Source organism: Cupriavidus sp. SK-4 (genome assembly GCF_000611125.1).
Classification (GTDB): domain Bacteria; phylum Pseudomonadota; class Gammaproteobacteria; order Burkholderiales; family Burkholderiaceae; genus Cupriavidus; species Cupriavidus necator.
The window spans coordinates 72,894-97,655 of record NZ_JFJW01000069.1; the positions used below are offsets into that span (position 1 = coordinate 72,894).

At 64.3% G+C, this 24,762-nt stretch carries 18 protein-coding genes and 1 tRNA gene; 12 read left to right on the forward strand and 7 right to left on the reverse strand.

Annotated features, from left to right (window positions below):
* The 6 genes from mnmC to CF68_RS15325 form a co-directional block, all read left to right on the forward strand.
* The coding region (mnmC, locus tag CF68_RS38375) for an FAD-dependent 5-carboxymethylaminomethyl-2-thiouridine(34) oxidoreductase MnmC (protein WP_035820156.1) at positions 1-1,230 on the forward strand (1,230 nt) is incomplete at its 5' end.
* A 229-nt stretch (positions 1,231-1,459) separates the two neighbouring features.
* Positions 1,460-2,815 carry a trigger factor gene (tig, locus tag CF68_RS15305; protein ID WP_035820158.1) on the forward strand — a complete coding sequence of 452 codons (1,356 nt, stop codon included), beginning with the start codon at positions 1,460-1,462 and terminating at the stop codon, positions 2,813-2,815.
* A gap of 102 nt (positions 2,816-2,917) precedes the next feature.
* Positions 2,918-3,568, forward strand: coding sequence for an ATP-dependent Clp endopeptidase proteolytic subunit ClpP (gene clpP / locus CF68_RS15310; RefSeq protein ID WP_035820160.1), 651 nt, complete (start codon positions 2,918-2,920; stop codon positions 3,566-3,568).
* A gap of 230 nt (positions 3,569-3,798) precedes the next feature.
* Positions 3,799-5,076 carry an ATP-dependent Clp protease ATP-binding subunit ClpX gene (gene clpX, locus CF68_RS15315; RefSeq protein WP_013956501.1) on the forward strand — a complete coding sequence of 426 codons (1,278 nt, stop codon included), beginning with the start codon at positions 3,799-3,801 and terminating at the stop codon, positions 5,074-5,076.
* 255 nt (positions 5,077-5,331) lie between these two features.
* Positions 5,332-7,743: an endopeptidase La gene (gene lon / locus CF68_RS15320; protein ID WP_035820163.1), complete on the forward strand. Its 2,412-nt coding sequence runs from the start codon at positions 5,332-5,334 to the stop codon at positions 7,741-7,743.
* A 191-nt stretch (positions 7,744-7,934) separates the two neighbouring features.
* Positions 7,935-8,010: transfer RNA gene (locus CF68_RS15325), tRNA-Val, on the forward strand.
* 165 nt (positions 8,011-8,175) lie between these two features.
* Here the strand turns inward: CF68_RS15325 and CF68_RS15330 are convergent.
* From CF68_RS15330 to CF68_RS15340, 3 genes are read right to left on the reverse strand one after another with little or no spacing between them, the layout of a single operon-like run.
* Positions 8,176-9,669 carry an efflux transporter outer membrane subunit gene (locus tag CF68_RS15330; RefSeq protein ID WP_235205776.1) on the reverse strand — a complete coding sequence of 498 codons (1,494 nt, stop codon included), beginning with the start codon at positions 9,667-9,669 and terminating at the stop codon, positions 8,176-8,178.
* Positions 9,670-9,712: 43 nt separating this feature from the next.
* Entirely contained in the window at positions 9,713-12,892 is a 3,180-nt protein-coding gene (locus CF68_RS15335; protein ID WP_035820165.1) for an efflux RND transporter permease subunit, read from the reverse strand.
* Positions 12,889-14,151: an efflux RND transporter periplasmic adaptor subunit gene (locus CF68_RS15340; protein WP_035820166.1), complete on the reverse strand. Its 1,263-nt coding sequence runs from the start codon at positions 14,149-14,151 to the stop codon at positions 12,889-12,891. The genes CF68_RS15335 and CF68_RS15340 overlap by 4 nt, the downstream gene beginning before the upstream one ends.
* Before the next feature lie 370 nt (positions 14,152-14,521).
* Between CF68_RS15340 and CF68_RS15345 the strand changes: the two genes are divergently transcribed.
* The 3 genes from CF68_RS15345 to fdx are packed head-to-tail and all read left to right on the forward strand — an operon-like array spanning position 14,522 to position 17,882.
* Complete coding sequence (locus CF68_RS15345) at positions 14,522-17,023, forward strand: heavy metal translocating P-type ATPase (protein ID WP_035820167.1); 2,502 nt, start codon at positions 14,522-14,524, stop codon at positions 17,021-17,023.
* 15 nt (positions 17,024-17,038) lie between these two features.
* On the forward strand, positions 17,039-17,527 hold the full coding sequence (cueR, locus tag CF68_RS15350) for a Cu(I)-responsive transcriptional regulator (protein WP_035820170.1): 489 nt from the start codon (positions 17,039-17,041) through the stop codon (positions 17,525-17,527).
* Positions 17,528-17,543: 16 nt separating this feature from the next.
* Positions 17,544-17,882 (forward strand): ISC system 2Fe-2S type ferredoxin, encoded by a 339-nt coding sequence (gene fdx / locus CF68_RS15355; RefSeq protein WP_035820172.1) that lies wholly within the window; start codon positions 17,544-17,546, stop codon positions 17,880-17,882.
* A 320-nt stretch (positions 17,883-18,202) separates the two neighbouring features.
* Here the strand turns inward: fdx and CF68_RS15360 are convergent, their stop codons facing one another.
* On the reverse strand, positions 18,203-18,397 hold the full coding sequence (locus tag CF68_RS15360) for a heavy-metal-associated domain-containing protein (RefSeq protein WP_035820174.1): 195 nt from the start codon (positions 18,395-18,397) through the stop codon (positions 18,203-18,205).
* Between the two features lie 516 nt (positions 18,398-18,913).
* Here CF68_RS15360 and CF68_RS15365 point away from each other — a divergent pair.
* The 3 genes from CF68_RS15365 to CF68_RS15375 are packed head-to-tail and all read left to right on the forward strand — an operon-like array spanning position 18,914 to position 21,181.
* A complete protein-coding gene (locus CF68_RS15365) occupies positions 18,914-19,510 on the forward strand; it encodes a DUF421 domain-containing protein (protein WP_035820176.1) in 597 nt (198 codons plus the stop codon).
* Complete coding sequence (locus CF68_RS15370; RefSeq protein ID WP_051591539.1) at positions 19,507-20,073, forward strand: CinA family protein; 567 nt, start codon at positions 19,507-19,509, stop codon at positions 20,071-20,073. Before CF68_RS15365 ends, CF68_RS15370 begins: the two co-directional genes overlap by 4 nt.
* Before the next feature lie 52 nt (positions 20,074-20,125).
* Positions 20,126-21,181, forward strand: a complete 1,056-nt coding sequence (locus CF68_RS15375) for a DNA topoisomerase IB (protein WP_235205777.1) — start codon at positions 20,126-20,128, stop codon at positions 21,179-21,181.
* Positions 21,182-21,373: 192 nt separating this feature from the next.
* Here the strand turns inward: CF68_RS15375 and aspA are convergent, their stop codons facing one another.
* The 3 genes from aspA to CF68_RS15390 form a co-directional block, all read right to left on the reverse strand.
* Positions 21,374-22,807 (reverse strand): aspartate ammonia-lyase, encoded by a 1,434-nt coding sequence (gene aspA / locus CF68_RS15380; RefSeq protein ID WP_035820178.1) that lies wholly within the window; start codon positions 22,805-22,807, stop codon positions 21,374-21,376.
* A 382-nt stretch (positions 22,808-23,189) separates the two neighbouring features.
* Positions 23,190-24,035: a phosphodiesterase gene (locus CF68_RS15385; RefSeq protein ID WP_035820179.1), complete on the reverse strand. Its 846-nt coding sequence runs from the start codon at positions 24,033-24,035 to the stop codon at positions 23,190-23,192.
* A partial coding sequence (locus CF68_RS15390) for an ABC transporter ATP-binding protein (protein ID WP_235205778.1) occupies positions 24,032-24,762 on the reverse strand: 731 nt, incomplete at its 5' end. The genes CF68_RS15385 and CF68_RS15390, both read right to left, overlap by 4 nt.

Sequence of the window (24,762 nt, forward strand, 5' to 3'; positions counted from 1 at the left end):
TGGGCCGAGCGCCATGCCATCGTGATCGGCGCCGGCCTGGCCGGCTGCGCCGTGACCGAGCGGCTGGCCGCGCGCGGCTGGCGCGTGACGCTGTTCGATGGCCACGACGGGCCGGCGCGGCAGACCTCGGCGCATCGCGCGGCGGCCATGCATGCGCACGTGTCCGCCGACGACAGCCTGCTGTCGCGGCTGTCGCGCGCCGGCAATCAGTACGCGCTGCGCGCCTGGGCGGCGCTGGCCGAGGCCGGCCATCCGGTCGGCTGGCATGGCTGCGGCGTGCTGCAGATCGGCGAGGACGAAGCCGAGGGCGAGGCCCAGCGCGCCGCGCTGGCGGCGCTGGGCTTGCCGGAGGGATTCGTGCGCTGGATGAGCGCTGAAGAGGCAGCAGCGGCCCACCATGCCGGCGTGCCGCGTGGCGGCCTGTGGTTCCCGCAAGGCGGCTGGGTGGCGCCGCCGGACATCTGCGCGGCGCAGCTGGCGCAAGCGGGCGCTGCGGTGACGGCGCGTTTCGGCTGCCGGGCTGCTGCAATCGCGCGCGTCGACGGGCAATGGCAGGCGCTCGGGCAGGACGGTGAAGTGCTGGCATCGGCGCCGGTGCTGGTACTGGCCAACGCACATGAGGCGCAGCAACTGCTGCCGCAGCAACACTGGACCATGCGGCGCGTGCGCGGTCAGCTGACCACGCTGGCGTCCACGCAGGTGGATGCGCTCGGCGGCTGGCCGGATTGCGTGGTGACCGGTGCCGGCTACCTGCTGCCGCGTGCCGCAGACGGCGCGGGCCGGGTCGGCTCCAGCTACGACGTCGACGAGGGCCCGCTGGTGGAGCAGCCGGCGGTCCACGCGGCCAACCTGGCGCGCCTGTCCGGCATGCTGCCGCGCCAGGCCGACGCCGTGGCCGCCATCGATGCCGCGGCGCTCTCCGGCTATGTCGGCGTGCGCACGGTCACGCACAACCGGCTGCCGCTGGTCGGCCAGGTGCCTGACGAGGCCGCCGCGCTGGCACAGGCCGCATCGCTGCGCGGCGCGCACTTGCGTGACCTGCCGCGCATGCCCGGGCTCTACGCCGCCCTTGCATATGGGTCGCGCGGCCTCACCTGGGCAGCGCTGGGCGCGGAACTGCTGGCCAGCCAGATCGAAGGCGAGCCGCTGCCGCTGGAGTCGGACCTGGCCGATGCGGTGGATCCGGCACGCCTGCTGCTGCGCGCGCTGCGCCATGGGCAGACGGGATAGCGCCGCGGGTCCGGCGGGCGGTTCCGGGCCCGTTCCGGGCAAAATCTGCCGGAAGCGAATGAAAACCGTGCGATAATCCCCGTTTTCCGTTTGCGCGGAGCTTCCCGTTCGCCGGTGCGCCGCCCCGGCCGTCCTGTGGTGACGGCGCCGTGGCGGTAAAGCGGGCGGTACATGCGCAAGCGGCAGCACCTACGAACACAACTACATTTTCTGGATTGGATCTACGACCATGTCGAACGTGATTGAGAACCTCGGCAAGCTGGACCGCAAGGTGACCCTGGCCATCCCCAAGGCCGAAGTGGAGAAGGAAAAGCAGGAGCGCCTGGTTCGCCTGTCGAAGACCGTGAAGATGTCGGGCTTCCGTCCGGGCAAGGTGCCGATGAAGATGGTCGAGAAGCAGTACGGCCAGCAGGTCGAGTTTGAAGTGCGCTTCGACAAGGCCGCACGCAAGTTCTTCGACATCACCAAGGAACAGGACGTCAAGGTTGCCGGCCAGCCCAAGTTCGAGATCAAGAACGAAGGCGTGGGCGAGGACGAAGTCGCATTCGACGCCACCTTCGAGGTGTACCCGGAAGTGACCATCGGCGACCTGTCGGCCGCTGAAGTCACCCGCACCGGCACTGAAATCACCGATGCCGAAGTCGACAAGACCATCGACATCCTGCGCAAGCAGCGCGTGCACTACCACGCCCGCGGCGAAGCCGGCGAGCATGGCGACGGCGGTGCCGACGTCACCGCCCAGAACGGCGACCGCGTGACGCTGGACTTCGTCGGCAAGATCGACGGTGAAGAGTTCGCCGGCGGCAAGGCCGAGGACTTCCCGTTCGTGCTGGGCGAAGGCCGCATGCTGCCCGAGTTCGAGCAGGCCGCGCTGGGCCTGAAGGTCGGCGAAAGCAAGACCTTCCCGCTGGCCTTCCCGGAGGACTACCACGGCAAGGAAGTGGCCGGCAAGACCGCCGAGTTTACCGTGACGCTGAAGAAGATCGAGTGGGCGCACCTGCCGGAAGTCAATGATGCCTTCGCCAAGTCGCTGGGCATCGCCGACGGCAGCGTCGACAAGATGCGCGCCGACATCCGCGAGAACCTCGAGCGCGAAGTGAAGCGCCGCACGCATTCCATGCTGAAGGACCAGGTCATGGAAGCGCTGCTGAAGGCCAGCGAGCTGGACGTGCCCAAGGCCCTGATCGAGCAAGACCAGGAACGCCTGGTGGAAATGGCCCGCCGCGACCTGGAGCAGCGGGGCATGCCCAACGCCAAGGACATGCCGATCCCGGCCGAGATGTTCGCGCAGCAGGCCGAGCGCCGCGTCAAGCTGGGCCTGATCCTGGCCGAGATCGTCAAGGCCAACGGCCTGGAAGCCAAGGCTGACCAGATCAAGGCCGAGATCGAGGACTTCGCCAAGAGCTACGAAGATCCGAAGGAAGTCATGCGCTGGTACTACGGCGACCAGCAGCGCCTGGCCGAAATGGAAGCCTACGTGCTCGAAAACAACGTGGTAAATTTCGTGTGCGACAAGGCCAAGGTCACCGACAAGAAGGTGTCCTTCGAGGAACTCACCGCCGAAGGCAGCCAGCAGCAAGCCTGAGGCCGGAAGTGACCCGCAGCCCCGCGCCTCGGCGTGGGGCTGGGCAACGTCCCGAGTTACCCCGGATGGCCTTGCGATCCGACGAATCCATGGAGAACATGCATGACCCGCAATGATTTGCTTGACCGTCTCGCCACCACGCAGGCTTCGGCACTGGAAACCCAGGGCCTGGGGCTGGTGCCGATGGTCGTCGAGCAGTCCGGCCGGGGCGAGCGCGCCTATGACATCTACTCGCGCCTGCTGAAGGAGCGCGTGGTGTTCATGGTGGGCGAGGTCAACGACCAGACCGCCAACCTGGTGGTGGCCCAGCTGCTGTTCCTCGAGAGCGAGAACCCCGACAAGGACGTGTCGCTGTACATCAACTCGCCGGGCGGTTCCGTATCGGCGGGGCTGGCGATCTACGACACCATGCAGTTCGTCAAGCCGGACGTGTCCACGCTGTGCATGGGCATGGCGGCAAGCATGGGCGCGTTCCTGCTGGCGGCTGGCGCCAAGGGCAAGCGTTCGGCGCTGCCCAACTCGCGCATCATGATCCACCAGCCGCTGGGCGGCGCGCGCGGCCAGGCCTCTGACATCGAGATCCAGGCGCGCGAGATCCTGTACCTGCGCGAGCGCCTCAACACCATCCTGTCCGAGGTGACGGGCCAGCCGGTCGAGAAGATTGCGCGCGACACCGATCGCGACAACTTCATGAGCGGCGACCAGGCGGTTGACTACGGCCTGATCGACAAGGTCCTCGCCCGCCGCGGCTGATGCAGCGGGCCGCCGTGGCGCAATCCGCAGCGGCGGCCGGCCAGGCTGGCAAGGGCTCAAATGGCGAAGGCTACACCGGAACGAGGCCCCGTGCCTCGTTTTTTGCTTTTGCCCCACAGCCGGGGGGAACCGCCGGTGGTGCCAATTGTTTTGGCGTATGATGCGTTGAAGCGTATCTCCGGGGAGCCTTTCGCCCCGCGGTGTGCGCACAGCAAAAGTGACTGATTCCTATGGCGGACAAAAAAGGTTCATCCAGCGAAAAGCTTCTGTACTGCTCCTTCTGCGGCAAGAGCCAGCATGAGGTCAAGAAGCTGATTGCCGGCCCGTCGGTGTTCATTTGCGACGAATGCATCGACCTGTGCAATGAGATCATTCGGGACGAGGCCACGGCATCCGAGAAAGACGCCGCCGCGGCCGCGCGCTCGGACCTCCCCACGCCCCACGAGATCCGCGAAAGCCTGGACCAGTATGTGATTGGCCAGGAACAGGCCAAGAAGATCCTGGCCGTGGCGGTCTACAACCACTACAAGCGCCTCAAGCACCTCGGCAAGAAGGACGATGTCGAGCTGTCCAAGAGCAACATCCTGCTGATCGGGCCGACCGGCTCGGGCAAGACGCTGCTCGCGCAGACGCTGGCGCGCCTGCTCAACGTGCCGTTCGTGATCGCCGACGCGACCACGCTGACCGAAGCCGGCTACGTGGGCGAGGACGTCGAGAACATCATCCAGAAGCTGCTGCAGAACTGCAACTACGAAGTCGAGAAGGCGCAGCGCGGCATCGTCTACATCGATGAGATCGACAAGATCTCGCGCAAGTCCGACAACCCGTCGATCACCCGTGACGTGTCGGGCGAGGGCGTGCAGCAGGCACTGCTCAAGCTGGTCGAAGGCACCATGGCATCGGTGCCGCCGCAGGGTGGCCGCAAGCATCCGAACCAGGACTTCCTGCAGGTGGACACGACCAACATCCTGTTCATCTGCGGCGGCGCCTTCGATGGCCTGGAGAAGGTCATCATGCAGCGCTCGGACAAGACCGGCATCGGCTTTGCCGCGCAGGTCAAGAGCAAGGACGAGCGCGATGCCAGCGAAGTGCTGCCGCAGACCGAGCCGGAAGACCTGATCAAGTTCGGCCTGATCCCCGAACTGATCGGCCGCCTGCCGGTGGTCGCCACGCTGTCCAAGCTGGACGAGGCCGCGCTGATGCAGATCCTGGTCGAGCCCAAGAACGCGCTGGTCAAGCAGTACCAGAAGCTGCTGGCAATGGAAGGCGTCGAGCTGGAAATCCGCCCGGGTGCGCTGAGCGCCATCGCCCGCAAGGCGATCCGCCGCAAGACCGGGGCCCGCGGCCTGCGTTCGATCCTGGAGCAGTCGCTGATGGACGTCATGTATGACCTGCCCAACTACAAGGGCGTGCAGAAGGTGGTGATCGATGAAAATACGATCAACGGCGATGCACCTCCGCTGCTGATGTACGAAGAGCAGCAGCCCAAGGTGGCGGGGTCAAACTGACGCGAGGGCTGCCAGACGTGGTAAGTGGTCGGGACCACACCGGCAGCTGGGCGGAAAGGCCGTTCGCGTAGAAGCGAGCGGCTTTTTTTGTTTATTTCTACCGACGAGAGGGAGGAAACGCGGGTATGCTGTTTCAGAGGGGCCAGCAAGTGCAGGGAGCGGCATCTGCCTGCCTTGATGAATCGATTGGCACGTATCTTGTAATCGATTCGGGCGGCCCAACTTACGCCTTAAATGACTGACTTGGGGAAAATGATGTCCGGAACACAACTCCTCCCGGCCGAGCCGATTCGCCTCCCACTGTTGCCGCTGCGCGACGTGGTGGTGTTTCCGCACATGGTGATCCCGCTGTTCGTGGGACGCCCGAAGTCCATCAAGGCGCTTGAGACTGCGATGGAGGCGGGCAAGAGCATCATGCTCGTGGCCCAGAAGACGGCGGCCAAAGATGAGCCGACCGCCGACGACCTGTATGAGGTCGGCTGCATCGCCAATATCCTGCAAATGCTGAAACTGCCCGACGGTACCGTGAAGGTGCTGGTCGAGGGTACCCAGCGCGCGAATATCCGCGAGGTGAGCGAGGACGAATCGCACTTCATGTGCGAAGCCGTGCCCGTGCCGCCCGCACCTGGCGAAAGCGCCGAGACCGAGGCCCTGCGCCGCGCGATCGTGTCGCAGTTCGACCAGTACGTGAAGCTCAACAAGAAGATCCCGCCTGAGATCCTGACTTCGCTGTCGGGCATCGACGAGGCAGGGCGCCTGGCGGACACCATCGCCGCGCACCTGCCGATCAAGCTCGAGCAGAAGCAGAAGATCCTGGAGATGGTCAATGTGACCGAACGCCTGGAAAGCCTGCTGTCGCAGCTCGAGGGCGAGATCGACATCCTCCAGGTCGAAAAGCGCATCCGTGGCCGCGTCAAGCGCCAGATGGAGAAGAGCCAGCGCGAGTACTACCTGAACGAGCAGGTCAAGGCCATCCAGAAGGAACTGGGCGAGGGCGAAGAAGGCGCCGACCTGGAAGAACTCGACAAGCGCATCAAGGCTGCGCGCATGCCGAAGGAAGCCAAGAAGAAGGCCGACGCCGAATTCAAGAAGCTCAAGCTGATGTCGCCGATGTCGGCCGAAGCCACCGTCGTGCGCAACTACATCGACACGCTGGTGAACCTGCCGTGGCGCAAGAAGAGCAAGGTCAACAACGACCTGGCCAACGCCGAGCGCGTGCTGGATGAAGACCACTACGGCCTGGAGAAGGTCAAGGAACGCATTCTCGAGTACCTCGCAGTGCAACAGCGCGTGGACAAGGTGAAGGCGCCTATCCTCTGCCTGGTCGGGCCTCCCGGCGTGGGCAAGACCTCGCTCGGCCAGTCGGTGGCGCGCGCGACGAACCGCAAGTTCGTGCGCATGGCACTGGGTGGCGTGCGTGACGAGGCCGAGATCCGCGGCCACCGCCGTACCTACATCGGCTCGATGCCGGGCAAGATCCTGCAGAGCCTGTCCAAGGTCGGCGTGCGCAATCCGCTCTTCCTGCTCGACGAGATCGACAAGATGGGCATGGATTTCCGCGGCGATCCGTCGTCGGCGCTGCTCGAGGTGCTGGACCCGGAACAGAACCACACGTTCCAGGACCACTACATCGAAGTGGACTTCGACCTGTCCGACGTGATGTTCGTGGCGACGTCGAACTCGCTCAACATCCCGCCGCCGCTGCTCGACCGTATGGAAGTGATCCGCCTGTCGGGTTACACCGAGGACGAGAAGGTCAATATCGCGCAGCGCTACCTGCTGCCCAAGCAGATCAAGAACAACGGTCTGAAGGCAGGCGAGATCGAGGTTGCCGAAAGCGCGATCCGCGACATCATCCGCTACTACACGCGTGAAGCGGGGGTGCGTTCGTTGGAACGCGAGGTCTCCAAGATCGCGCGCAAGGTGGTCAAGCTGCTGCTGCTGAAGAAGGAGTCGGGCACGATCAAGGTCGATTCCGAGAACCTGGACAAATTCCTCGGCGTGCGCAAGTACGACTTCGGCCTGGCCGGCAAGGAAAACCAGGTTGGCCAGGTGACCGGTCTGGCGTGGACCGAGGTGGGCGGCGACCTGCTGACCATCGAAGCCGCGATCATGCCGGGCAAGGGCAACATCACGCGTACCGGTTCGCTGGGCGATGTGATGAAGGAATCGGTCGAGGCCGCACGTTCGGTGGTGCGTTCGCGGGCACGCCGCCTGGGTATCACGGATGAGATGTTCGAGAAGCGCGACATCCACATCCACGTGCCCGAAGGCGCCACGCCCAAGGACGGCCCGTCGGCAGGCGGTGCCATGACCACGGCGCTGGTGTCGGTGCTGACCGGCATTCCGGTGCGCGCGGATGTCGCCATGACCGGCGAGATCACGCTGCGCGGCGAGGTGCTGCCGATCGGCGGCCTGAAGGAGAAGCTGCTGGCGGCCCACCGGGGCGGCATCAAGCTGGTGCTGATCCCGGAGGAAAACGTCAAGGATCTGGCCGAGATCCCGGACAACGTGAAGAACGCCATCGAGATCGTGCCGGTCCGCTGGATCGACAAGGTGCTGGAACTGGCGCTCGAGCGCAAGCCAGAGGCATTGCCGGACGAAGACGCCAAGCCCGCCGAAGTGGCGGACAAGGCCGCGGCCAAGGTTGAGCGTCTGCATCACTGACACAGCTTTGGCCGCATGAATGAAACGCCGCGGGGCCGCGATGCCCGGCGGCGTTTTTTTTGCGCGCGCAGGCCTTGGCAAACTGAAATCACCTGTATTACACTTGCGCCCTCGCAACGCAAACCACGGCAACTGCCGCGAGGTGTGGAGCGATCAGCAAGTTGCAGGCAGCCAGCCTGTGATGGTCGAGCGGGTGCTTAGCTCAGTTGGTAGAGCGGCGCCCTTACAAGGCGTAGGTCGGGGGTTCGAGCCCCTCAGCACCCACCACCGCTCGACAAACAAAATCAAGGACTTAGAGCGATCTAAGTCCTTTTTTTGTTGGCATTTCACCTCCCCCCAGCCGAGCCTGGGAGAAGCTCTACCGACCAGGAAGAGCCTTCTACCAACCGCGCTATGGAAATCGGTGGCCATGATAGAGCGATTTTGTCTTTTTCATCGCACGATCTGACGCGACGATGTCGGCAACGTGACAGAGCCAACAAGACCGTTCCTATCTACCTCATTTGTACGTTCTGCCCATCCACCCCCCAATGCCTTGTAGAGATCAATCAGATTGGCTACACGTGCCAGGCGTGTCCGCACCAGGGTCTGCTGCGAGCCGTAGAGCGTGCGTTGTGCATCCAGAAGGCTCAGGTTGCCGTCCATGCCTTCGGTGAAACGCCGCGCGGCCAGCTCGTATGCCTTGCGGCTGGCCGTCACCAGCTGCTGCTCGGATCGGATTTGATCGTCCAGCGTGCGCTTGCCGGCAAGGGCGTCGGCCACTTCCGTAAAGGCGACTTGAATGGCCTTTTCGTAGTTGGCGATCTCGATACGCTTTCGCACCGTGGCCACATCCAGGTTGGCTTTCAATGCCCCACCGCGGAAGATTGGGAGCATGATTTGCGGCATGAAGCTCCACGTGCCAGACCCTGCATCGAATAGGTCGCCCAGACTCGCGCTGGCCGTACCGGCCGCACCCGTCAGGCTGATCGTGGGCAGGAAAGCCGCCCGCGCGGCACCGATGCTGGCATTGGCTCCTCGCAACTGGTGCTCAGCAACTCGCACATCCGGGCGGCGGATCATTAGGTCCGACGGAACGCCAGCCGGCAAGTCGGCTGGCACCAGGCTGTCGGGCAGCGTCACGGCCTCGTCCAGTTGGCGGGAGTGTTCCGGCGTCAAGGGTTGCCCCAATAGCAGCACAAGGGCATTGCGATCCCGTGCAGCCTGCCGGGTGTACATCGCCAGGTTGGCCTCTGCTGTACGCAGCGCAATTTCGGCACGATGCTGGTCAATCTGGGTGGCGTTGCCGGCTTCGACCAGTTGCGTGGTCAAGTCAAAAGAGCGCTGCTGGGTGGTCAGCGTCTCTTTGGTCAGCCCCAGCAGTTCCTGGTCGGCCCGCAGCGTCAGGTAGGCATTCGCCACTTCGGAGATCAAGCTCAACTGGGCGGCCACGCGAGTTTCGTCAAGCGCCAGATAGGACGCCAGCGCCTGCTCGCTCAGGTTGCGAATGCGTCCCCACAGGTCAATCTCCCACGACACGACGCCTGCCACTTGGTAGCTGCGGTTGATTGTGGGCGCGCCGGCCGTGCCGAGGTCTGCCGGCACTCGTTGGGCCACGCCATCCGCCGTGCTCCCAAGATGGGGCAGCAGGTCGGCGCGCTGCATGCGATATTGCGCCCGAGCGGCTTCCACGTTCAAAGCCGCCTTTTGCAGATCACGATTGTTCGACAGGGAGATGTCGATTAGTTGTTGCAGAAGCGGATCGTGGAAAAAATCCCGCCAGCCAATATCTGCAGCGCTCTGCTGCGCAACAGACGATGCGGCATCGGCATAGGCCGATCCAGTCGGATACACGGCACTGACGGGCGCCTCCGGTCGTTCATGTTTGGGCGCCAGGGAGCAGCCGCTCAGCACACCGGCCAGTGCAAGAAGTGACAGGCTTTTCATGGGAAGGATGCTCTTGTGTCTATTCAACATGACGTTCTCCGGCCTACTGGACATACGGGTTGGCCGCTTCCGGTCGTGCCTGCCGGACCTCCCGGCGTAAAGCCAGCCGGCGCACCACCACGTAGAACACGGGCGTCAGTACCAGACCGAACAGCGTGACGCCCAACATGCCGGCGAACACCGCTATGCCCATGGCATGACGCATCTCGGCACCAGCGCCGCTGGCCAGCACCAGCGGCACCACGCCAGCGATAAAAGCAAGCGAGGTCATCAGGATTGGACGCAGTCGCAGCCGCGCTGATTCGAGCACGGCGGCCAGCGGATCGACGCCTTCGCCTTCCTTGGCACGGGCGAACTCTACGATCAGGATGGCGTTTTTTGCAGCCAGGCCGACGAGCACCACGAAGCCGATTTGCGTGAATATGTTGTTGTCGCCGCCGGAGAGCCAGACACCGACGATCGCCGACAGTAGCGCCATGGGGGCGATCAGCAGTACCGCGAACGGTAGCGACCAACTGTTGTACTGGGCTGCCAGAATCAGGAAGGCCAACAGAACCGACAGCGGAAAGATGAACAGCGCCGTGTTGCCAGCCTGCTTCTCCTGATAGGTCAGGTCCGTCCACTCGTACACCATGCCGTCCGGCAGCGTCTCACGAACAATCTTCTCGATCGCATCAGTGGCTTGGCCCGAGGAGTAGCCCGGTGCCGGACCGCCGCTGATATCAGCCGAGGGGAAGCCGTTGTAGTGCATCACCCGATCCGGACCAGAACTGCGTGCGATCGTTGCAATCGCGCTCAGCGGAATCATCTCGCCCGCCGCATTACGCACCTTGAGCAAGCCAATGTCTTCCGCCTGCATGCGGAACGGCGCATCGGCCTGGGCGATGACCCGGTAGGTGCGGCCGAATCGGTTGAAGTCATTGACATAGAGCGAGCCCAGGTTGACCTGCAGGGCGTCGAATACATCGGTCAGCGAAACGCCCTGGGACTTGACTTTCACCCTGTCGATGTCAACCTGCAATTGCGGAGCATTGGTCTGGAAGCTCGCCAGCATGTTTGCCAGTTCGGGAGCCTGCATGGCCTTGGCCATGATCTGGCCCTGCGCCTGCGCGAGCGCCTCGAAACCCAGCCCAGCCCGATCCTCGATCTGCAACTTGAAACCGCCCATCGAGCCCAGGCCCGGCACCGGCGGCGGTGGGAAGATGCCCACGAAGCCATCTGGAATCTGGCTGAACTTTCCCATCAACTTGCCCGCGATGGCGCCGGCCGACAGGGACGGGTCCTTGCGCTCGTCGAACGGCTTGAGCATGGCGAACATCAGCGCGGAGTTCGGCACATTCACCGGACCATTGACGGACAGGCCGGGGAAGGCAACCACGCTCTCGACGCCAGGCTCAGCCAGCGCGATCTTGGACATTTCCTTGACGACGGCTTCCGTGCGGTCGAGGGACGCGCCGGTCGGGAGCTGGGCGATGCCGACGAGGTAGTACTTATCCTGTGCCGGCACAAAGCCGTTCGGCACCTGATGGAAGCCCAGCCAGGTCAAGCCTAGGAAACCCACATATAGCAGCAGCACGATGGTGCTGCCGCGTACCGCACGGCGCACCGTCCCTACATAAGCGCTTGAGGCGCTGTCGAAGCAGCGGTTGAAACGGCGGAATAACCCACCGAACACACCATCGATGATGCGCGTCAGCCTGTCGGGCTTTGCCGCACCGTGGTGCGGCTTGAGCAGAACAGCCGCCAGCGCGGGCGACAAGGTCAGCGAGTTGATGGCCGAAAGGATGGTCGAGATCGCGATGGTTAGGGCGAACTGGCGATAGAATTCGCCCTGCAGCCCCGACAGGAACGCCGAGGGAATAAAGACCGCCGCCAGCACGGACGTGATGGCCAGGATCGGGCCGGTGACCTCATCCATGGCCTTGCGTGCTGCATCCTTGGGTGATTCACCCAAGGCGAGATGGCGCTCCACGTTCTCGACCACGACGATGGCATCGTCCACCACGATACCGATCGACAGCACGAGACCGAATAGCGACAGCGTATTCAGCGCAAAGCCGAACATGTGCATCAGCGTGAAGGTGCCAATCAGCGAGATCGGCACTGCGACCAGTGGAATGATGGAAGCGCGCCACGTTTGCAAGAACAGCACCACGACAATGACCACCAGGAGGATGGCCTCCAGTAGCGTCATGGCAACGGACTGGAGCGAGGCACGAACGAATACGGTCGGGTCGTAAGCAATCCGATATTCGATATCTTGCGGGAAGCTCTTTTGCACTTCTTCCATCTTGGCGCGAACCGCATTGGAGACATCGAGTGCGTTGGCACCCGGGCTCTGGATGATCTGCATCGCAAGAGCCGGTTCGCCATTGAGCAAACTGCGCAGGGAAGAAGAATCGGCGCCAAGCGTGATGCGGGCAACATCGCGTAGACGAGTCACCTGGCCATCGGAGCCAATCTTCACGACGATGTCACCGAACTGATCCTCGCTTGTCAAGCGTCCGAGGGTGTTGACGGTCACTTGGAACGAAGAGGATGCGTCTGGTTGTTGCCCCACCGATCCGGCGGCGACTTGCACGTTCTGCTCCCGGATGGCAGCGACGACGTCGTTCGCTGCAAGCCCACGCGCTGCAGCCTTGGCCGGGTCAATCCAGATCCGCATGGAGTATTCCCCGGCACCCCAGACCATGACGTCACCAACACCCGGCAGGCGCGCAAGTTCATCACGCACTTGCAGGATAGCGAAGTTCGAAAGATGGAGCGGGTCGTAACGTTTGCCCGGCGAGACGAGGTGTACGACCATCAGCACGTCGGGAGAGGTTTTCTGCGTGACAACTCCGATACGCTGCACCTCCTGTGGAAGCCGTGGCAGTGCGCGCGAGACCCGGTTCTGAACCTGGATCTGCGCCATGTCAGGGTCGGTTCCGTGCTTGAACGCAATGGTGAGCACCATTCGGCCATCAGTGGACATCTGGGAACCCATGTAGAGCATCCCCTCCACACCGTTGACCACCTGTTCCAGAGGAGAAGCAACGGTGTCGGCGATCACCTGGGGGTTGGCGCCCGGATAGCTCGCAGTGACTTGCACCGTGGGCGGGGTGACCGACGGGTACTCGCTGAGCGGCAGCTGGAGAAAGGCGATGGCGCCGGCGATCAGCATCAGCACCGACAGGACGACGGCGAAGATCGGCCGATTGATGAAGAAACGACGAAAATTCATTTGCGGGCCTCCGCCGAGCCGGCGCCACCTTCAGTCCTGGCACTCGCTGGAGCCTGGGCCTTGGGTACGCTGGAATCACCTGCAGCCGGTGTTGCCATCTGCCGCATCGGCACTATGCGGGGCGCGACGGTCATGCCGGGACGTACCAGACCCTTGATGATGATCTTCTCGCCGGCCTGCAGGCCGCCATTGACGACGCGCAGCCCATCCACGACTGGGCCTAGCTCGATCGGGCGGTATTGGGCCTGGTTGTCTGAACCCACGACCAGCACATAGTTGTGCCCCTGGTCGGTGCCCACGGCTTGATCATCAATGAGGCTGGCCGGATATGCAGCGCCGGTGGAGAGCCTGGCTCGGGCGAACAGGCCGGGAGCCAATTGGCCGTCGGGGTTAGGCACGACGGCGCGTGCGCGGATCGTGCCAGTGCTGTGGTCGATCTTGTTACCCACGAAGTCGAGCACGCCCTTGTAGGGGAAGCCCTTGTCCGTGGTCAGCCCAACCTCGACAGGCAGCGACGACTTGCCAGCGCCCGAGTCAGGTCGGAACCGTCTCACGACATTGAGGTAGGTGGCCTCGTCAATGTCGAAATAAACATGCACGGGGTCGATCGAGACGATCGTGGTCAGCAGCGTGGCAGCGCCTGCTGCGCCGCCGCTGACCAGATTGCCTTCGGTCACCAGCACTCGGTCAACGCGCCCGGAGATCGGTGCCGTGATGCGCGCGTAGGACAGGTCGAGCCGTACCGCAGCGACAGCAGCCTTGGCCGCCTGTACCTGGGCTTGGCGTGCGCTGCGCGCGGAGACAGCATCATCATAGGTCTTGCGCGAAACTGCTCCGGTGGACACCAGCCGCTCGGCGCGGTCGAGATCTGCCTGGGCCTGGCTGGCCAGCACCTCGGCCTGACGCAGTTGCGCTGCGGCAGTGTCCATTGCGACCTGGAACGGGCGCGGGTCGATCTGGAACAGCAGTTGCCCCTTGCGCACAAGACTGCCCTCGGGGACGCTGACCGCATCAACAGCCCCGCCCACGCGCGAGCGCAGTTCGACGGTTTTCGGGGCGGCCAGGAAGCCGGTGAATTCGGTCGATGGCGCGATCATGCGCGTGATGACTTTGGCCACGGGGACTTGCGGCGCCATCGGCGAGCCTGCCGGCGGGGTGGCCTTGCCTTCGTCTTTGGATGCATCGCGGGAGGCAAACGCTATCCCGCCGACAGCGGCGATGACGCCCGCCACCACAACGATTCTGAGTTTTCTACGCATGGAAGTACCCCTTTCTCTGCCACAGGACTTCGGCCCTTCCGAAGCGGCTCTGCAGAGGTTTTTCGGGAGGCTAGGGGTTACAACGACGGCAAGGTCAAGCCGTCCTCGGAAGAAAACACCTCCGAGCTGCTCCCTTTTTGCGATTCAGTGGGCATGTCTGCCACAGATGGCCGCACAGCGCATGTGCTGGGGGGGAACCCCAACGTTGATGACACGCCCTCAGAGGCCGGGTACGTGCAAGGGACACGCGCTGGAGTACGTTGCTGACCAGTCCAATGCGGTGCAAAAAAGTAAAAGAAGCGCTTGACCTTCACACAATGGCAAGGATCAAGCTGCGTTTCTATCGAGTTTCAACTATGGGAAGCAAACCATGAACATGCCAAGCACAAGCGGTGCTCGCGCAACAGCGACGGCGATCAGTCTGCCCATCGAAGGCATGACTTGCGCAAGTTGCGTTGGCCGCGTCGAGGCTGCCCTTGCCAGGGTCGAAGGTGTGGGAAGCGTATCGGTCAATCTCGCCACCGAACGAGCGGACATCCGCCTGGCGGGGCCTGTCCAGCGCATGGCGCTGGTCCAGGCGGTGGAGAAGGTGGGCTACGACGTGCCTGCCAGTACCGTCGAGTTGGCGGTCGAGGGCATGACCTGTGCCTCGTGCGTCGGTCGGGTCGAGCGGGCGCTCAGGGCAGTGCCAGGCGTCTCGGAAGCGGCTGTGAATCTGGCGACCGAGCGTGCCACCGTGCGCGGTGTGGCTGCCGTGGAGGCATTGGTGGCCGCGGTCGAGAAGGTGGGCTACGAGGCCCGTCCAGTCGATATCGCAGCGCAAACTGACGATGAGGTTACGGAAAAGAAGGACGCCGAGCGGGCCGGACTCCAGCGCGACCTGACGTTGGCCGCCATACTGGCGCTGCCGGTATTCGTGCTCGAAATGGGCTCGCACCTGATTCCCGGCATGCACGAGTGGGTCATGACCACCATCGGCATGCAGCAGAGCTGGTATCTGCAGTTCGTGCTGACGGCGCTGGTCCTGGCCATTCCGGGCCGGCGCTTCTACCTCAAGGGCTTTCCGGCGCTGGTGCGCCTGGCGCCGGACATGAATTCTCTGGTGGCTGTCGGCACGGCGGCGGCATTCGGCTATTCGGTGGTTGCAACCTTTGCTCCAGACCTGCTCCCGGCCGGAACGGTGAATGTCTATTACGAAGCGGCAGCCGTCATCGTGGCGCTGATTCTCCTGGGGCGCTTCCTTGAGGCACGCGCCAAGGGGCGCACCTCCGAGGCCATCAAGCGCCTGGCCGGCTTGCAGGCCAAGGTTGCGCACGTCTCGCGCGATGGCCGCATCGTGGACATTCCGATCAGCGAGGTGGCCCTGGGCGACATCGTGGAAGTGCGTCCTGGCGAGCGGGTGCCGGTCGATGCCGAAGTGACCGATGGCCGCAGCTTTGTTGACGAGTCGATGATTACCGGCGAGCCAATTCCCGTCGAGAAGACGACCGGCAGCGCCGTGGTGGGCGGCACGGTCAATCAGAAGGGTGCCCTGACGCTGCGCGCCACGGCCGTGGGCGCTCAGACCATGCTCGCGCAGATCATCCGGCTGGTCGAACAGGCCCAAGGCTCCAAGCTGCCGATCCAGGCCGTGGTGGACAAGGTGACGTTATGGTTCGTGCCGGCGGTCATGCTGGCTGCTTTGTTGACCTTTCTGGTCTGGCTGATCCTGGGGCCGTCGCCCGCACTGACCTTTGCACTGGTCAACGCGGTGGCCGTGCTCATCATCGCCTGCCCCTGCGCGATGGGCCTGGCCACGCCGACCTCCATCATGGTCGGCACCGGCCGGGGCGCCGAAATGGGCGTGCTGTTCCGCAAGGGCGAGGCGCTGCAGTTGCTCAAGGATGCCCAGGTGGTGGCCGTGGACAAGACCGGTACGCTGACCGAGGGCCGCCCGGTACTGACCGACCTGGAGATTGCCGCCGGATTCGACCGCAGCCAGGTGCTCCAGTGGGTTGCGGCCGTGGAGTCGCGTTCGGAGCACCCGATTGCCCGCGCCATCGTCGAGGCCGCAGAGGAGGGTGGTATTGCGCTGCCAGTGATGACCGATTTCGAGTCGGTCACCGGCATGGGCGTGCGCGCTACCGTGGATGGCGCCCGCGTGGAGGTCGGTGCTGACCGCTACATGCGTGAGCTGGGCCTGGACCTCGGCGGCTTCGCCCGCACGGCTGAACGCCTGGGTGACGAGGGCAAGTCGCCACTGTATGCCGCCATTGACGGCCGATTGGCTGCCATCATCGCCGTCGCCGATCCTATCAAGCCCAGCACGCCCGCCGCCATCGCCGCGCTGCACCAGTTGGGTCTGAAGGTGGCGATGATCACGGGCGACAACGCGCGCACCGCGCAGGCCATCGCCAGGCAATTGGGCATCGACGAAGTCGTGGCCGAGGTTCTGCCCGAGGGCAAGGTGGAGGCGGTGCGCCGGCTGAAGGCAGCCCACGGCCAGATCGCCTTCGTGGGTGACGGCATCAATGATGCACCGGCGCTGGCCGAGGCCGATGTGGGCCTGGCAATCGGCACGGGCACCGATGTGGCGGTGGAATCTGCCGACGTGGTGCTGATGTCCGGCAATCTGCAAGGTGTGCCCAATGCCATCGCGCTGTCCAAGGCCACCATCGGCAATATTCGTCAGAACCTGTTCTGGGCCTTTGGCTACAACACGGCGCTGATTCCAGTGGCCGCAGGCGTGCTGTACCCCGCCTACGGGCTGCTGCTGTCGCCCATCTTCGCGGCCGGCGCGATGGCTCTGTCCAGTGTGGTCGTGCTCGGTAACGCGCTGCGCCTGCGCCGCTTCCAGCCGCCGCTGGCAACGGTATCCAATACATCTCATTGAGCAAGGACGACGACCATGAATATCGGTGAAGCATCCAAGGCATCCCGCGTGTCGGCCAAGATGATCCGCTACTACGAGCAGATTGGCTTGATTCCCCCGGCGGACCGGACCGACTCGGGCTACCGTGCCTATACCCCAACTGACATCCATCGGCTGCACTTTATTCGCCGTGCCCGCGACCTCGGGTTTTCGGTGGCCGAGATTGGCGGTCTGCTGGGGCTCTGGAATGACCAATCGCGTCACAGCGCGGACGTCAAGCGGCTGGCCGAGCAACAGATTGCCGAACTGGATCGGCGAATGGAGAACATACGGAAGATGGCTGAGACGCTGACGGCACTCATCAGCTCCTGCGCGGGCGATCACCGCCCTGACTGCCCGATCCTGGACGAGCTGCAGCAGCCGGATGACGGTTGTGCAGAACCTGAGGCGCGCACCGGCGCGGTGGCTCGCCGTGCGCGCGGTAAAGCGGCTATCGCAGTTGAGTCATGCACTTGCACACACTGAGCGGCGAGGGGACGAAATGCCCAAACTAACAGTCCTGCCTCATGCAGATCTGGCGCCTGAGGGCGCCGTCTTGAACGTGTCAGCGGGCACGTCGATTTGCGAGGCGCTGCTCGACCATGGCATCGAGATCGAACACGCTTGCGATCAAAGTCGCGCATGCACGACCTGCCACTGCATCGTGCGCAAGGGCTTTGATTCCCTCAACGAGATTGAAGAGTGCGAGGGAGATTTGCTGGACCGAGCTTGGGGACTGGAGGCGCAGTCGCGCCTGAGTTGCCAGGCCATCGTGGCAGGTGAAGACCTGACGATCGAGATCCCCAAGTACACGATCAATCACGCCAAGGAAAACCACTGAGCCGCGCTTCGTCCGCTGACGTGTCTGTGGCCCCCTCTGGTGGTTGCAGGTGCAAGCATGCTCGCCTCTACTGGTGCTATCGACAGCATCAAGGGGCGGGCATCTGCTTTTGAGGGGAGTCGGCTCAAGCAACGGTGTGCAGGATTCTCTCGGACTTCACATCGCTGGCGAAGAATCTGCTGATAGTGGCCATCGCCCTATGGGGGTGGGCGATGCTTGCCTGACACTGGGCGTGAGAAGGCGCGGCCCACACCCATGGATCGGGGCGCCTCCTTGACAGGTAGCCTACCGAAGCGCCTCCGGCAGGCTGCAAGGATGCATTACTGTGCGCGGGGCGGGAAGCCGGCCTCGCGCAGGGCCGTGACGATCTGCTCCTCGGATGCCGAGGTTTGCACCTGCACAAGACGGGTCGGCGGATTCGTGACGATGCTGGCCGTGGGATCGATCATCTGGATCGCCTTCGTCACCGTGCGGGCGCAGCCGCCGCAGGTCATGTCATCGAGGTGGAACTGCATGGAAAACTCCTTTCTTGTTGGGAGGCTCTGCAGTTTGGTCCTTGCCACGGTTGGAGGGTCAAGCCTCTAAGTCACGAAGGCACGCCTTTTTGATTACGTACAACCAGCCTCTACGAAGTCTGGCCATTCACTGACAAGTGAGTTGAGATAGCAGAAGAGCCCGTCACCCACCACGCTTGACTAACAAAATCAAGGGCTTAGAGCGATCTAAGTCCTTTCTTGTTGGTATTTTCATCTCCCTCCGGCCGAGCCGCGCGCTAACTTGCTGTTCCGCCGTTGCTCGGCATGGCGCTCCCGCCCGGTGCTTTCCGGCGTCCCACGGATAGCGCCATTCGCTCCCGATGTTGCGCGCGCTCTGCGCAGTTTTTTCAGGCCTGGCCCGGCACTGCACGTACGATTTCCCCGCATTCCCGCGCGAATGAGCGCATATGGGACGTGCACAGCAGCACGGCCCAGTGTCGTGAGCCTGGCGCGGAACTTGCTGAACCAGTCAGAAAATCGACTGCGGACGCCGACATGGACAGCGTGGAAGTGATCGTCGATGCGATGCGCAAGCTCGTTGGCGAAGGTGACAACCTGGCGTGGTGGCAAGGCGCCGTGCGTGCCATCATCATCTTCGTCGGCACTTGGGCGATGCTGCGGTTGGCCGGCAGGCGGGCCTTCGCGCAAAAGACATCGTTCGACCTGTGCATCATATTGCTGCTGGGCGCGGTGTTGTCGCGCGCCGTGGTCGGGGCCACTTCGTTCGCGGTGGCGTTTTCCGCCGCGCTGGCATTGGTGCTTCTGCACCGAGTGGTGGGCTGGCTGTCGACCCATTCTCCGGCATTCGACCGCGCCACTGGCGGCCACGCGCTGGACCTGCTGCGCGACGGGGAACTGGACCGGGAGCGCGTGAGCCACGCAATGCTGACCGAGGAAGACCTCAAGGCCAACCTGCGTGCGACACTTCAGACCGACAGCTTCGACGACCTTACCCGGGTGGTGCTGGAGCGCGACGGCAAGGTGACGTTCGTGAAGGGGCGCGGCGGCGACGGCCACTCCGCTGCACCGGCCACGCATGCTGTCTCGCGCAGCAACGGAGTGCCTGTGCAGGCGTCGGGGGCGCAGCGATGACGCCTGGGGAAAACGGCAGCGACAACGGCAGCATTGCGCGTTATTTGCTGCGCCACCATTTGCATGTGGTCACGGCGGAATCCTGTACCGCGGGGCTGATCGCCTCGCGCATCGCCGAGGTGCCGGGTTGCGGCGATGTCTTGCACTGCGCCATCGTGGCGTATTCGCCCACGGCCAAGGAACAGTTGCTGCACGTGCCGCCTGAGACCATCAGGCGTCACGGACTGACCAGCGAGGCGGTCTCGCTGGCGATGGCGCTGGGCGCCATGGAGATGACCAGGGCCGACCTCGCGATCGCCAACACCGGCGTCGCCGATGACGGCGGCGATGGCGATATCCCGGCGGGTACGCAGTGCTTTGCCTGGGTGTTCCGCCGCCACGGCCATGCGGCGCGCGACGTGCTGCGGAGCCCCGGGGGTATTGCCGCGTTCACGGAAACACGGCGCTTTCCGGGGACGCGTAACGCCGTGCGCGAAGCCGCTGCCGACTGGGCGCTGGCTCGCATCTGCCATTACCACGAACAGGCGCAGCGCGGGCAAGACCACTGCGGCCCGCGCGCATAAATCGCCGGAAGGCCGGGACGGCGCGCTGGCAGCCCCAAAAAGAGACCCAGCCTTGGATAGTGCCCTCCCCACTAATGGTGCCGACAAAGCGTTGCGTACGGTATTGCGCGAGGCCGGGTTGCGTTATGTCGATGACAGTATGCCGGGCATCGGGCGCCGCCGTCAGGGCGGCGGCTTTGCCTACATCGACGCCAATGGCAAGCGCGTGGACGATGCCGCCACGCTGGCACGCATCGCTGCGCTGGCGATCCCTCCTGCCTACGAGGAAGTGTGGATCTGTGCGAACCCTGCGGGGCACCTGCAGGCGACCGGGCGCGATGCGCGCGGCCGCAAGCAGTATGTCTACCACCCTGAGTGGAGCGCGCTGCGCGATTCGGACAAATACGCGCGGTTGCCGGCCTTCGGCAGCGTACTGCCCCGCTTGCGGGCGCGCGTCGCGCGCGACCTGCGCCGCAACGGCATGCCGCGCGAAAAAGTGGTTGCGGCGGTGGTGCAACTGCTCGACGCCACGCTTGTGCGCGTGGGCAGTCCGCAATATGCGAGGCAGAACCGCACCTACGGCCTCACCACGCTGCGCCGCCGCCATGTCACCGTGCGCGGCAGCCGGCTGCGTTTCCAGTTCACTGGCAAGAGCGGCATTACCCACGACGTATCGGTCAACGATCCGCGTCTGGCCCGCATCGTGCGCAATTGTGCCGACCTCCCAGGCCAGTGCCTGTTCAAGTATCGCGACAGCGACGGCGAGATCCGCGAGGTCGGATCCGCCGACGTCAACGCCTACCTGCAGCAGGCGACCGGCGGCGACTTCACTGCCAAGGATTTCCGCACCTGGGCGGGCAGCGTGCATGCGCTCGCGCTGCTGCGCGCGGCCGGGGCGGACGGAGAAGCAGCGCGCAGGAAGTGCGTGGCCGAGGTCATCAAGTCAGTGGCCCAGCACCTGCGCAACACCGTGGCGGTGTGCCGCAAATGCTATGTCCATCCGGCGGTGATCGAGGCCTTCATCGACGACGGATTGCACGACTGCGCGCGCGTCGCCATCGTCAGCCGCCTGCGTGCCGACGAAGCACGGCTGCTGAAGCTGCTTTCACAACGGGCCAGGACGGCATAGGGCGTCCCGCGGTGCTACCCCGTCGGGGACGGAAATGTTGTTGCACCGGGATACCTGCCACGGGCAAGATCGCGCGGCTGGAAGTTGACCACTCGCTGCGCAGGCTTGTTGCACGGGATCGCAGGGCGGCGGGACTTGTATCCTGGAGCAGGACCGGCGGGCCAGTCTTCCCATTGAAGCGGGCGCGGGTTGTCATCGGACAAACGACTTCCCATGCAAGTCCAGCGGCACCGGCTGGGTCAGCGTCTCGGGGCGCAGGATGCGGTCGAGTTCCTCTTTCGACAGCAAGCCCTTGCGCAAGACGATTTCATAGACGCTGCCGCCGGTGGCGTGCGCTTCCTGCGCAACGGCGGTCGCGTTCGCATAGCCGATGTAGGGGTTGAGCGCCGTCACGACGCCGATCGAGTTCTCGACCGTGGCGCGCAGCCGGTCGGCATTCGCGGTGATGCCTTTGACGCAGCGCTCGGCGAGCGTCAGGCAGCCGTTGCGCAGATGGCTGACGCTCTTGAACAGACTGTGCGCGATGATCGGCTCGAACGCATTGAGCTGGAGCTGGCCGGCCTCGGCCGCAAAGCTGACGGTGATGTCATTGCCGATGACTTCGAAGGCGATCTGATTCACGACTTCAGGGATCACCGGATTCACCTTGCCGGGCATGATGCTGGAGCCGGCCTGCATCGGCGGCAGGTTGATCTCGCTCAGGCCAGCGCGCGGGCCGCTGGACAACAGCCTCAGGTCGTTACAGGTCTTCGATAACTTCACGGCAACGCGCTTCAACACGCCGGAGAGCTGCACGAACGAGCCGCAGTCCTGCGTGGCTTCGATCAGATTGGGTGCGGTCTCCAGCGGGATGCCGGTGATCTCGCGCAGGCGCCGCAGCACCACGGGCGCATACGATGGATGCGCGGTGATGCCGGTGCCGATCGCGGTGGCCCCAAGGTTGATCTCGCAGATCAGCATCGCGGCTTCGCGCAGGCGCGCCTCGTCTTCTCCGAGCATCACGGCGTAGGTGCTGAATTCCTGGCCGAGCGTCATCGGCACGGCGTCCTGCAGCTGAGTGCGGCCCATCTTGATAATGTGAGCGAACTCGTCGGCCTTCGCCTCGAAGGCCCGTCGCAGCACCGCCATGGCATCCACGAGACCGGCGATACCGAACCACGTAGCGACCTTCAGCGCGCTCGGGTAGACATCGTTGGTGCTCTGGCCGATGTTGACGTGCTCGTTCGGGTGCAGGTGCTGGTACTCGCCCTTCTGATGGCCGAGCAGTTCGAGCGCGCGGTTGGCGATCACCTCATTGGCGTTCATGTTGGTCGAGGTGCCGGCGCCGCCCTGAATGACATCGACGACGAACTGGTCGTGCAGCTTCCCGGCAATCAACTCCTGGCAGGCGTCGACGATTGCGTCGCAGCGCGCCTTGTCGAGCAGGCCCAGCTCATGATTGGCCTGCGCCGCGGCCTGCTTGATCGCAGCCAGCGCCTTGATCAGTTCTGGGTAGATGGAGATCGGGGTGCCTGTGATAGGGAAATTCTCGACGGCGCGCAACGTATGCACGCCATAGTAGGCCTGGACAGGGACTTCACGATCACCCAGGAGGTCATGTTCGGTTCTGAAGAGTCCGGCAGTCATGGTTACGCTCCTCGCGTAAATTGGTTGCAGCACTGTGGCCGAAGTCTAAGGAATCGGCCCTGCCCGCAGCACGTTCGATGCCAAGATTTCATGGAGTGCCGCAGCGCAGCGCATGATTATGCAGAAAACGCATAAACGGTTCGATTCTGCCGGTCGGCATTCTGATAGCAAGTTGCGTAAGCGGCGTAAGTTTCTTGATGATTTCGTAGCGGCCCCGACGGGTGCTCTATACCGCCCCTATTGCGTCTTCTCCGCCTCTCCTGTAATCGCTTCGTTACCGCTGCCTCCCGACTACGCCGATTGCGCGGCGTGGCTTCGCCATTCGTGTACCTTTGCAAGGCCATCACCTGGCGCTTACGAACAACTTGCCAGAGCGTCACCGCTAGTCGATCAGCTTGCCCTGCGCATCAAAGAACGGATGCGCCGCCCCATAGTCCCCGATCGCTGCCGCATGCGTCACGAGTCCATGCGCCGGATGCCACCAGTGCAGCAGGTAGCCCGGCGGCTCCATGCGAAAGCGCGAGGGCGCCTGCGGGTCCAGGTCCAGCGCCACCTGGTGCGCCGGCCCAGGCGCGGTGATCGCGACCGTGCCACCGAATCGGCGCGTGATGTGCCGATGCAGATGGCCGCACAGCACGCGTTCCACTTGCGGGTGGCGGCGCACGATGGCTTCGAGCGCGTCGGCGTTGGCCAGGCCCTGCTCGTCCATGTGGCCGATGCCGGTAAAGAACGGCGGATGGTGCAGCAACAGCAGGGTGGGGCGGGCCGGGTCGGCAGACAGTGCGGCTTCCAGCCACGGCAGCCCGGCGGGATTGACGCTCCCGCCGGGCTGGCCCGGGACGGTGCAGTCGAAGGCTACCAGCCGCAGCGGGCCCGCGTCGATGCTGTAGTGCACCGGGTCTTCGCCGCTGCCGGTGGCGAACAGGTAGTCGTGATCGGCAAAGACGCGGCGTAGCGCGCCACGGCTGTCGTGGTTCCCCGGCAGCAGCCGCACGGGCATGGGTAGCCGCTGCAGGATCTCGCGCAGGAACTGGTATTCGCTTTCGGCGCCGAAGTCGACCAGGTCGCCGGTGACGATCACAGTGTCGGGCTGTTGCGGGGCTGCCAGCAGGGTGTCGATGCAGCGGTGCAGTGCACCGGCGGTGTCAACCAGCCGGTACGACAGCTTGCCGCCGGCCTTGATGTGGAGGTCGGTGATGTGAGCGACCAGGTAGGGGGCGGTGTTCATGCTGTCAGGGCTTCGGGAAGTGTGATGAGGTGGCCGGTGTCTATGCACAGGCCGACGCGGTCTCCGGCGTGCCAGTTGTCGCGGCGCGTGGTGTCGACGATGAGCGGCGCGGCGGCGCCGACTTCCACCAGCAGGCGCGTGCAGTTGCCCAGGAACAGGGCCGTGACTACGTTACCGTGCAGATGGGCGTTGTCCGCGTGCACCAGCGCCACGTCTTCGGGGCGGAACATCAGGTCGGCGCGCTGCGCCGGCGCGGATTCGTGCGTCCGGGGCACGACGCCGCCAGGCACGCGCCAGGCGCCGTTCTCGGCAGCGGCGGGCAGGCGGTTCATGGTGCCGATGAAATCCGCCACGAAGGCATTGGCCGGCGCGCGGTAGATATCCTGCGGCGTGCCCGTCTGCGCGATGCGGCCCTTGTCCATTACGATGATGCGGTCGCCCAGCGCCATGGCCTCGGCCTGGTCATGCGTGACATAGACGGCGGTGATACCCAGGCTGCGCAGCAACTGGTTGATGTCGGCGCGCAGGGCGTCGCGCAGCTTGGCGTCGAGCGCGGTCAGCGGCTCGTCCAGCAGTAGCACACGCGGCTGCACGGCAATGGCGCGTGCGAGCGCCACGCGCTGGCGCTGGCCGCCCGAGAGCTGGTCCACGCGGCGGTCGGCGAAGGGTTGGAGATGCATCATCGCGAGCATGTCGTCGACCCGCCGGCGGCGCGTGGCGGCGTCCA

What these genes read in the sequence shown, in the direction of transcription:
- tig (WP_035820158.1), top strand. Translation starts at nt 1,460, where the DNA reads ATGTCGAACGTGATTGAGAACCTCGGCAAGCTGGACCGCAAGGTGACC.
- clpP (WP_035820160.1), top strand. Translation starts at nt 2,918, where the DNA reads ATGACCCGCAATGATTTGCTTGACCGTCTCGCCACCACGCAGGCTTCG.
- clpX (WP_013956501.1), top strand. Translation starts at nt 3,799, where the DNA reads ATGGCGGACAAAAAAGGTTCATCCAGCGAAAAGCTTCTGTACTGCTCC.
- lon (WP_035820163.1), top strand. Translation starts at nt 5,332, where the DNA reads ATGTCCGGAACACAACTCCTCCCGGCCGAGCCGATTCGCCTCCCACTG.
- CF68_RS15330 (WP_235205776.1), bottom strand. Translation starts at nt 9,669, where the DNA reads ATGAAAAGCCTGTCACTTCTTGCACTGGCCGGTGTGCTGAGCGGCTGC.
- CF68_RS15335 (WP_035820165.1), bottom strand. Translation starts at nt 12,892, where the DNA reads ATGAATTTTCGTCGTTTCTTCATCAATCGGCCGATCTTCGCCGTCGTC.
- CF68_RS15340 (WP_035820166.1), bottom strand. Translation starts at nt 14,151, where the DNA reads ATGCGTAGAAAACTCAGAATCGTTGTGGTGGCGGGCGTCATCGCCGCT.
- CF68_RS15345 (WP_035820167.1), top strand. Translation starts at nt 14,522, where the DNA reads ATGAACATGCCAAGCACAAGCGGTGCTCGCGCAACAGCGACGGCGATC.
- cueR (WP_035820170.1), top strand. Translation starts at nt 17,039, where the DNA reads ATGAATATCGGTGAAGCATCCAAGGCATCCCGCGTGTCGGCCAAGATG.
- fdx (WP_035820172.1), top strand. Translation starts at nt 17,544, where the DNA reads ATGCCCAAACTAACAGTCCTGCCTCATGCAGATCTGGCGCCTGAGGGC.
- CF68_RS15360 (WP_035820174.1), bottom strand. Translation starts at nt 18,397, where the DNA reads ATGCAGTTCCACCTCGATGACATGACCTGCGGCGGCTGCGCCCGCACG.
- CF68_RS15365 (WP_035820176.1), top strand. Translation starts at nt 18,914, where the DNA reads ATGGACAGCGTGGAAGTGATCGTCGATGCGATGCGCAAGCTCGTTGGC.
- CF68_RS15370 (WP_051591539.1), top strand. Translation starts at nt 19,507, where the DNA reads ATGACGCCTGGGGAAAACGGCAGCGACAACGGCAGCATTGCGCGTTAT.
- aspA (WP_035820178.1), bottom strand. Translation starts at nt 22,807, where the DNA reads ATGACTGCCGGACTCTTCAGAACCGAACATGACCTCCTGGGTGATCGT.
- CF68_RS15385 (WP_035820179.1), bottom strand. Translation starts at nt 24,035, where the DNA reads ATGAACACCGCCCCCTACCTGGTCGCTCACATCACCGACCTCCACATC.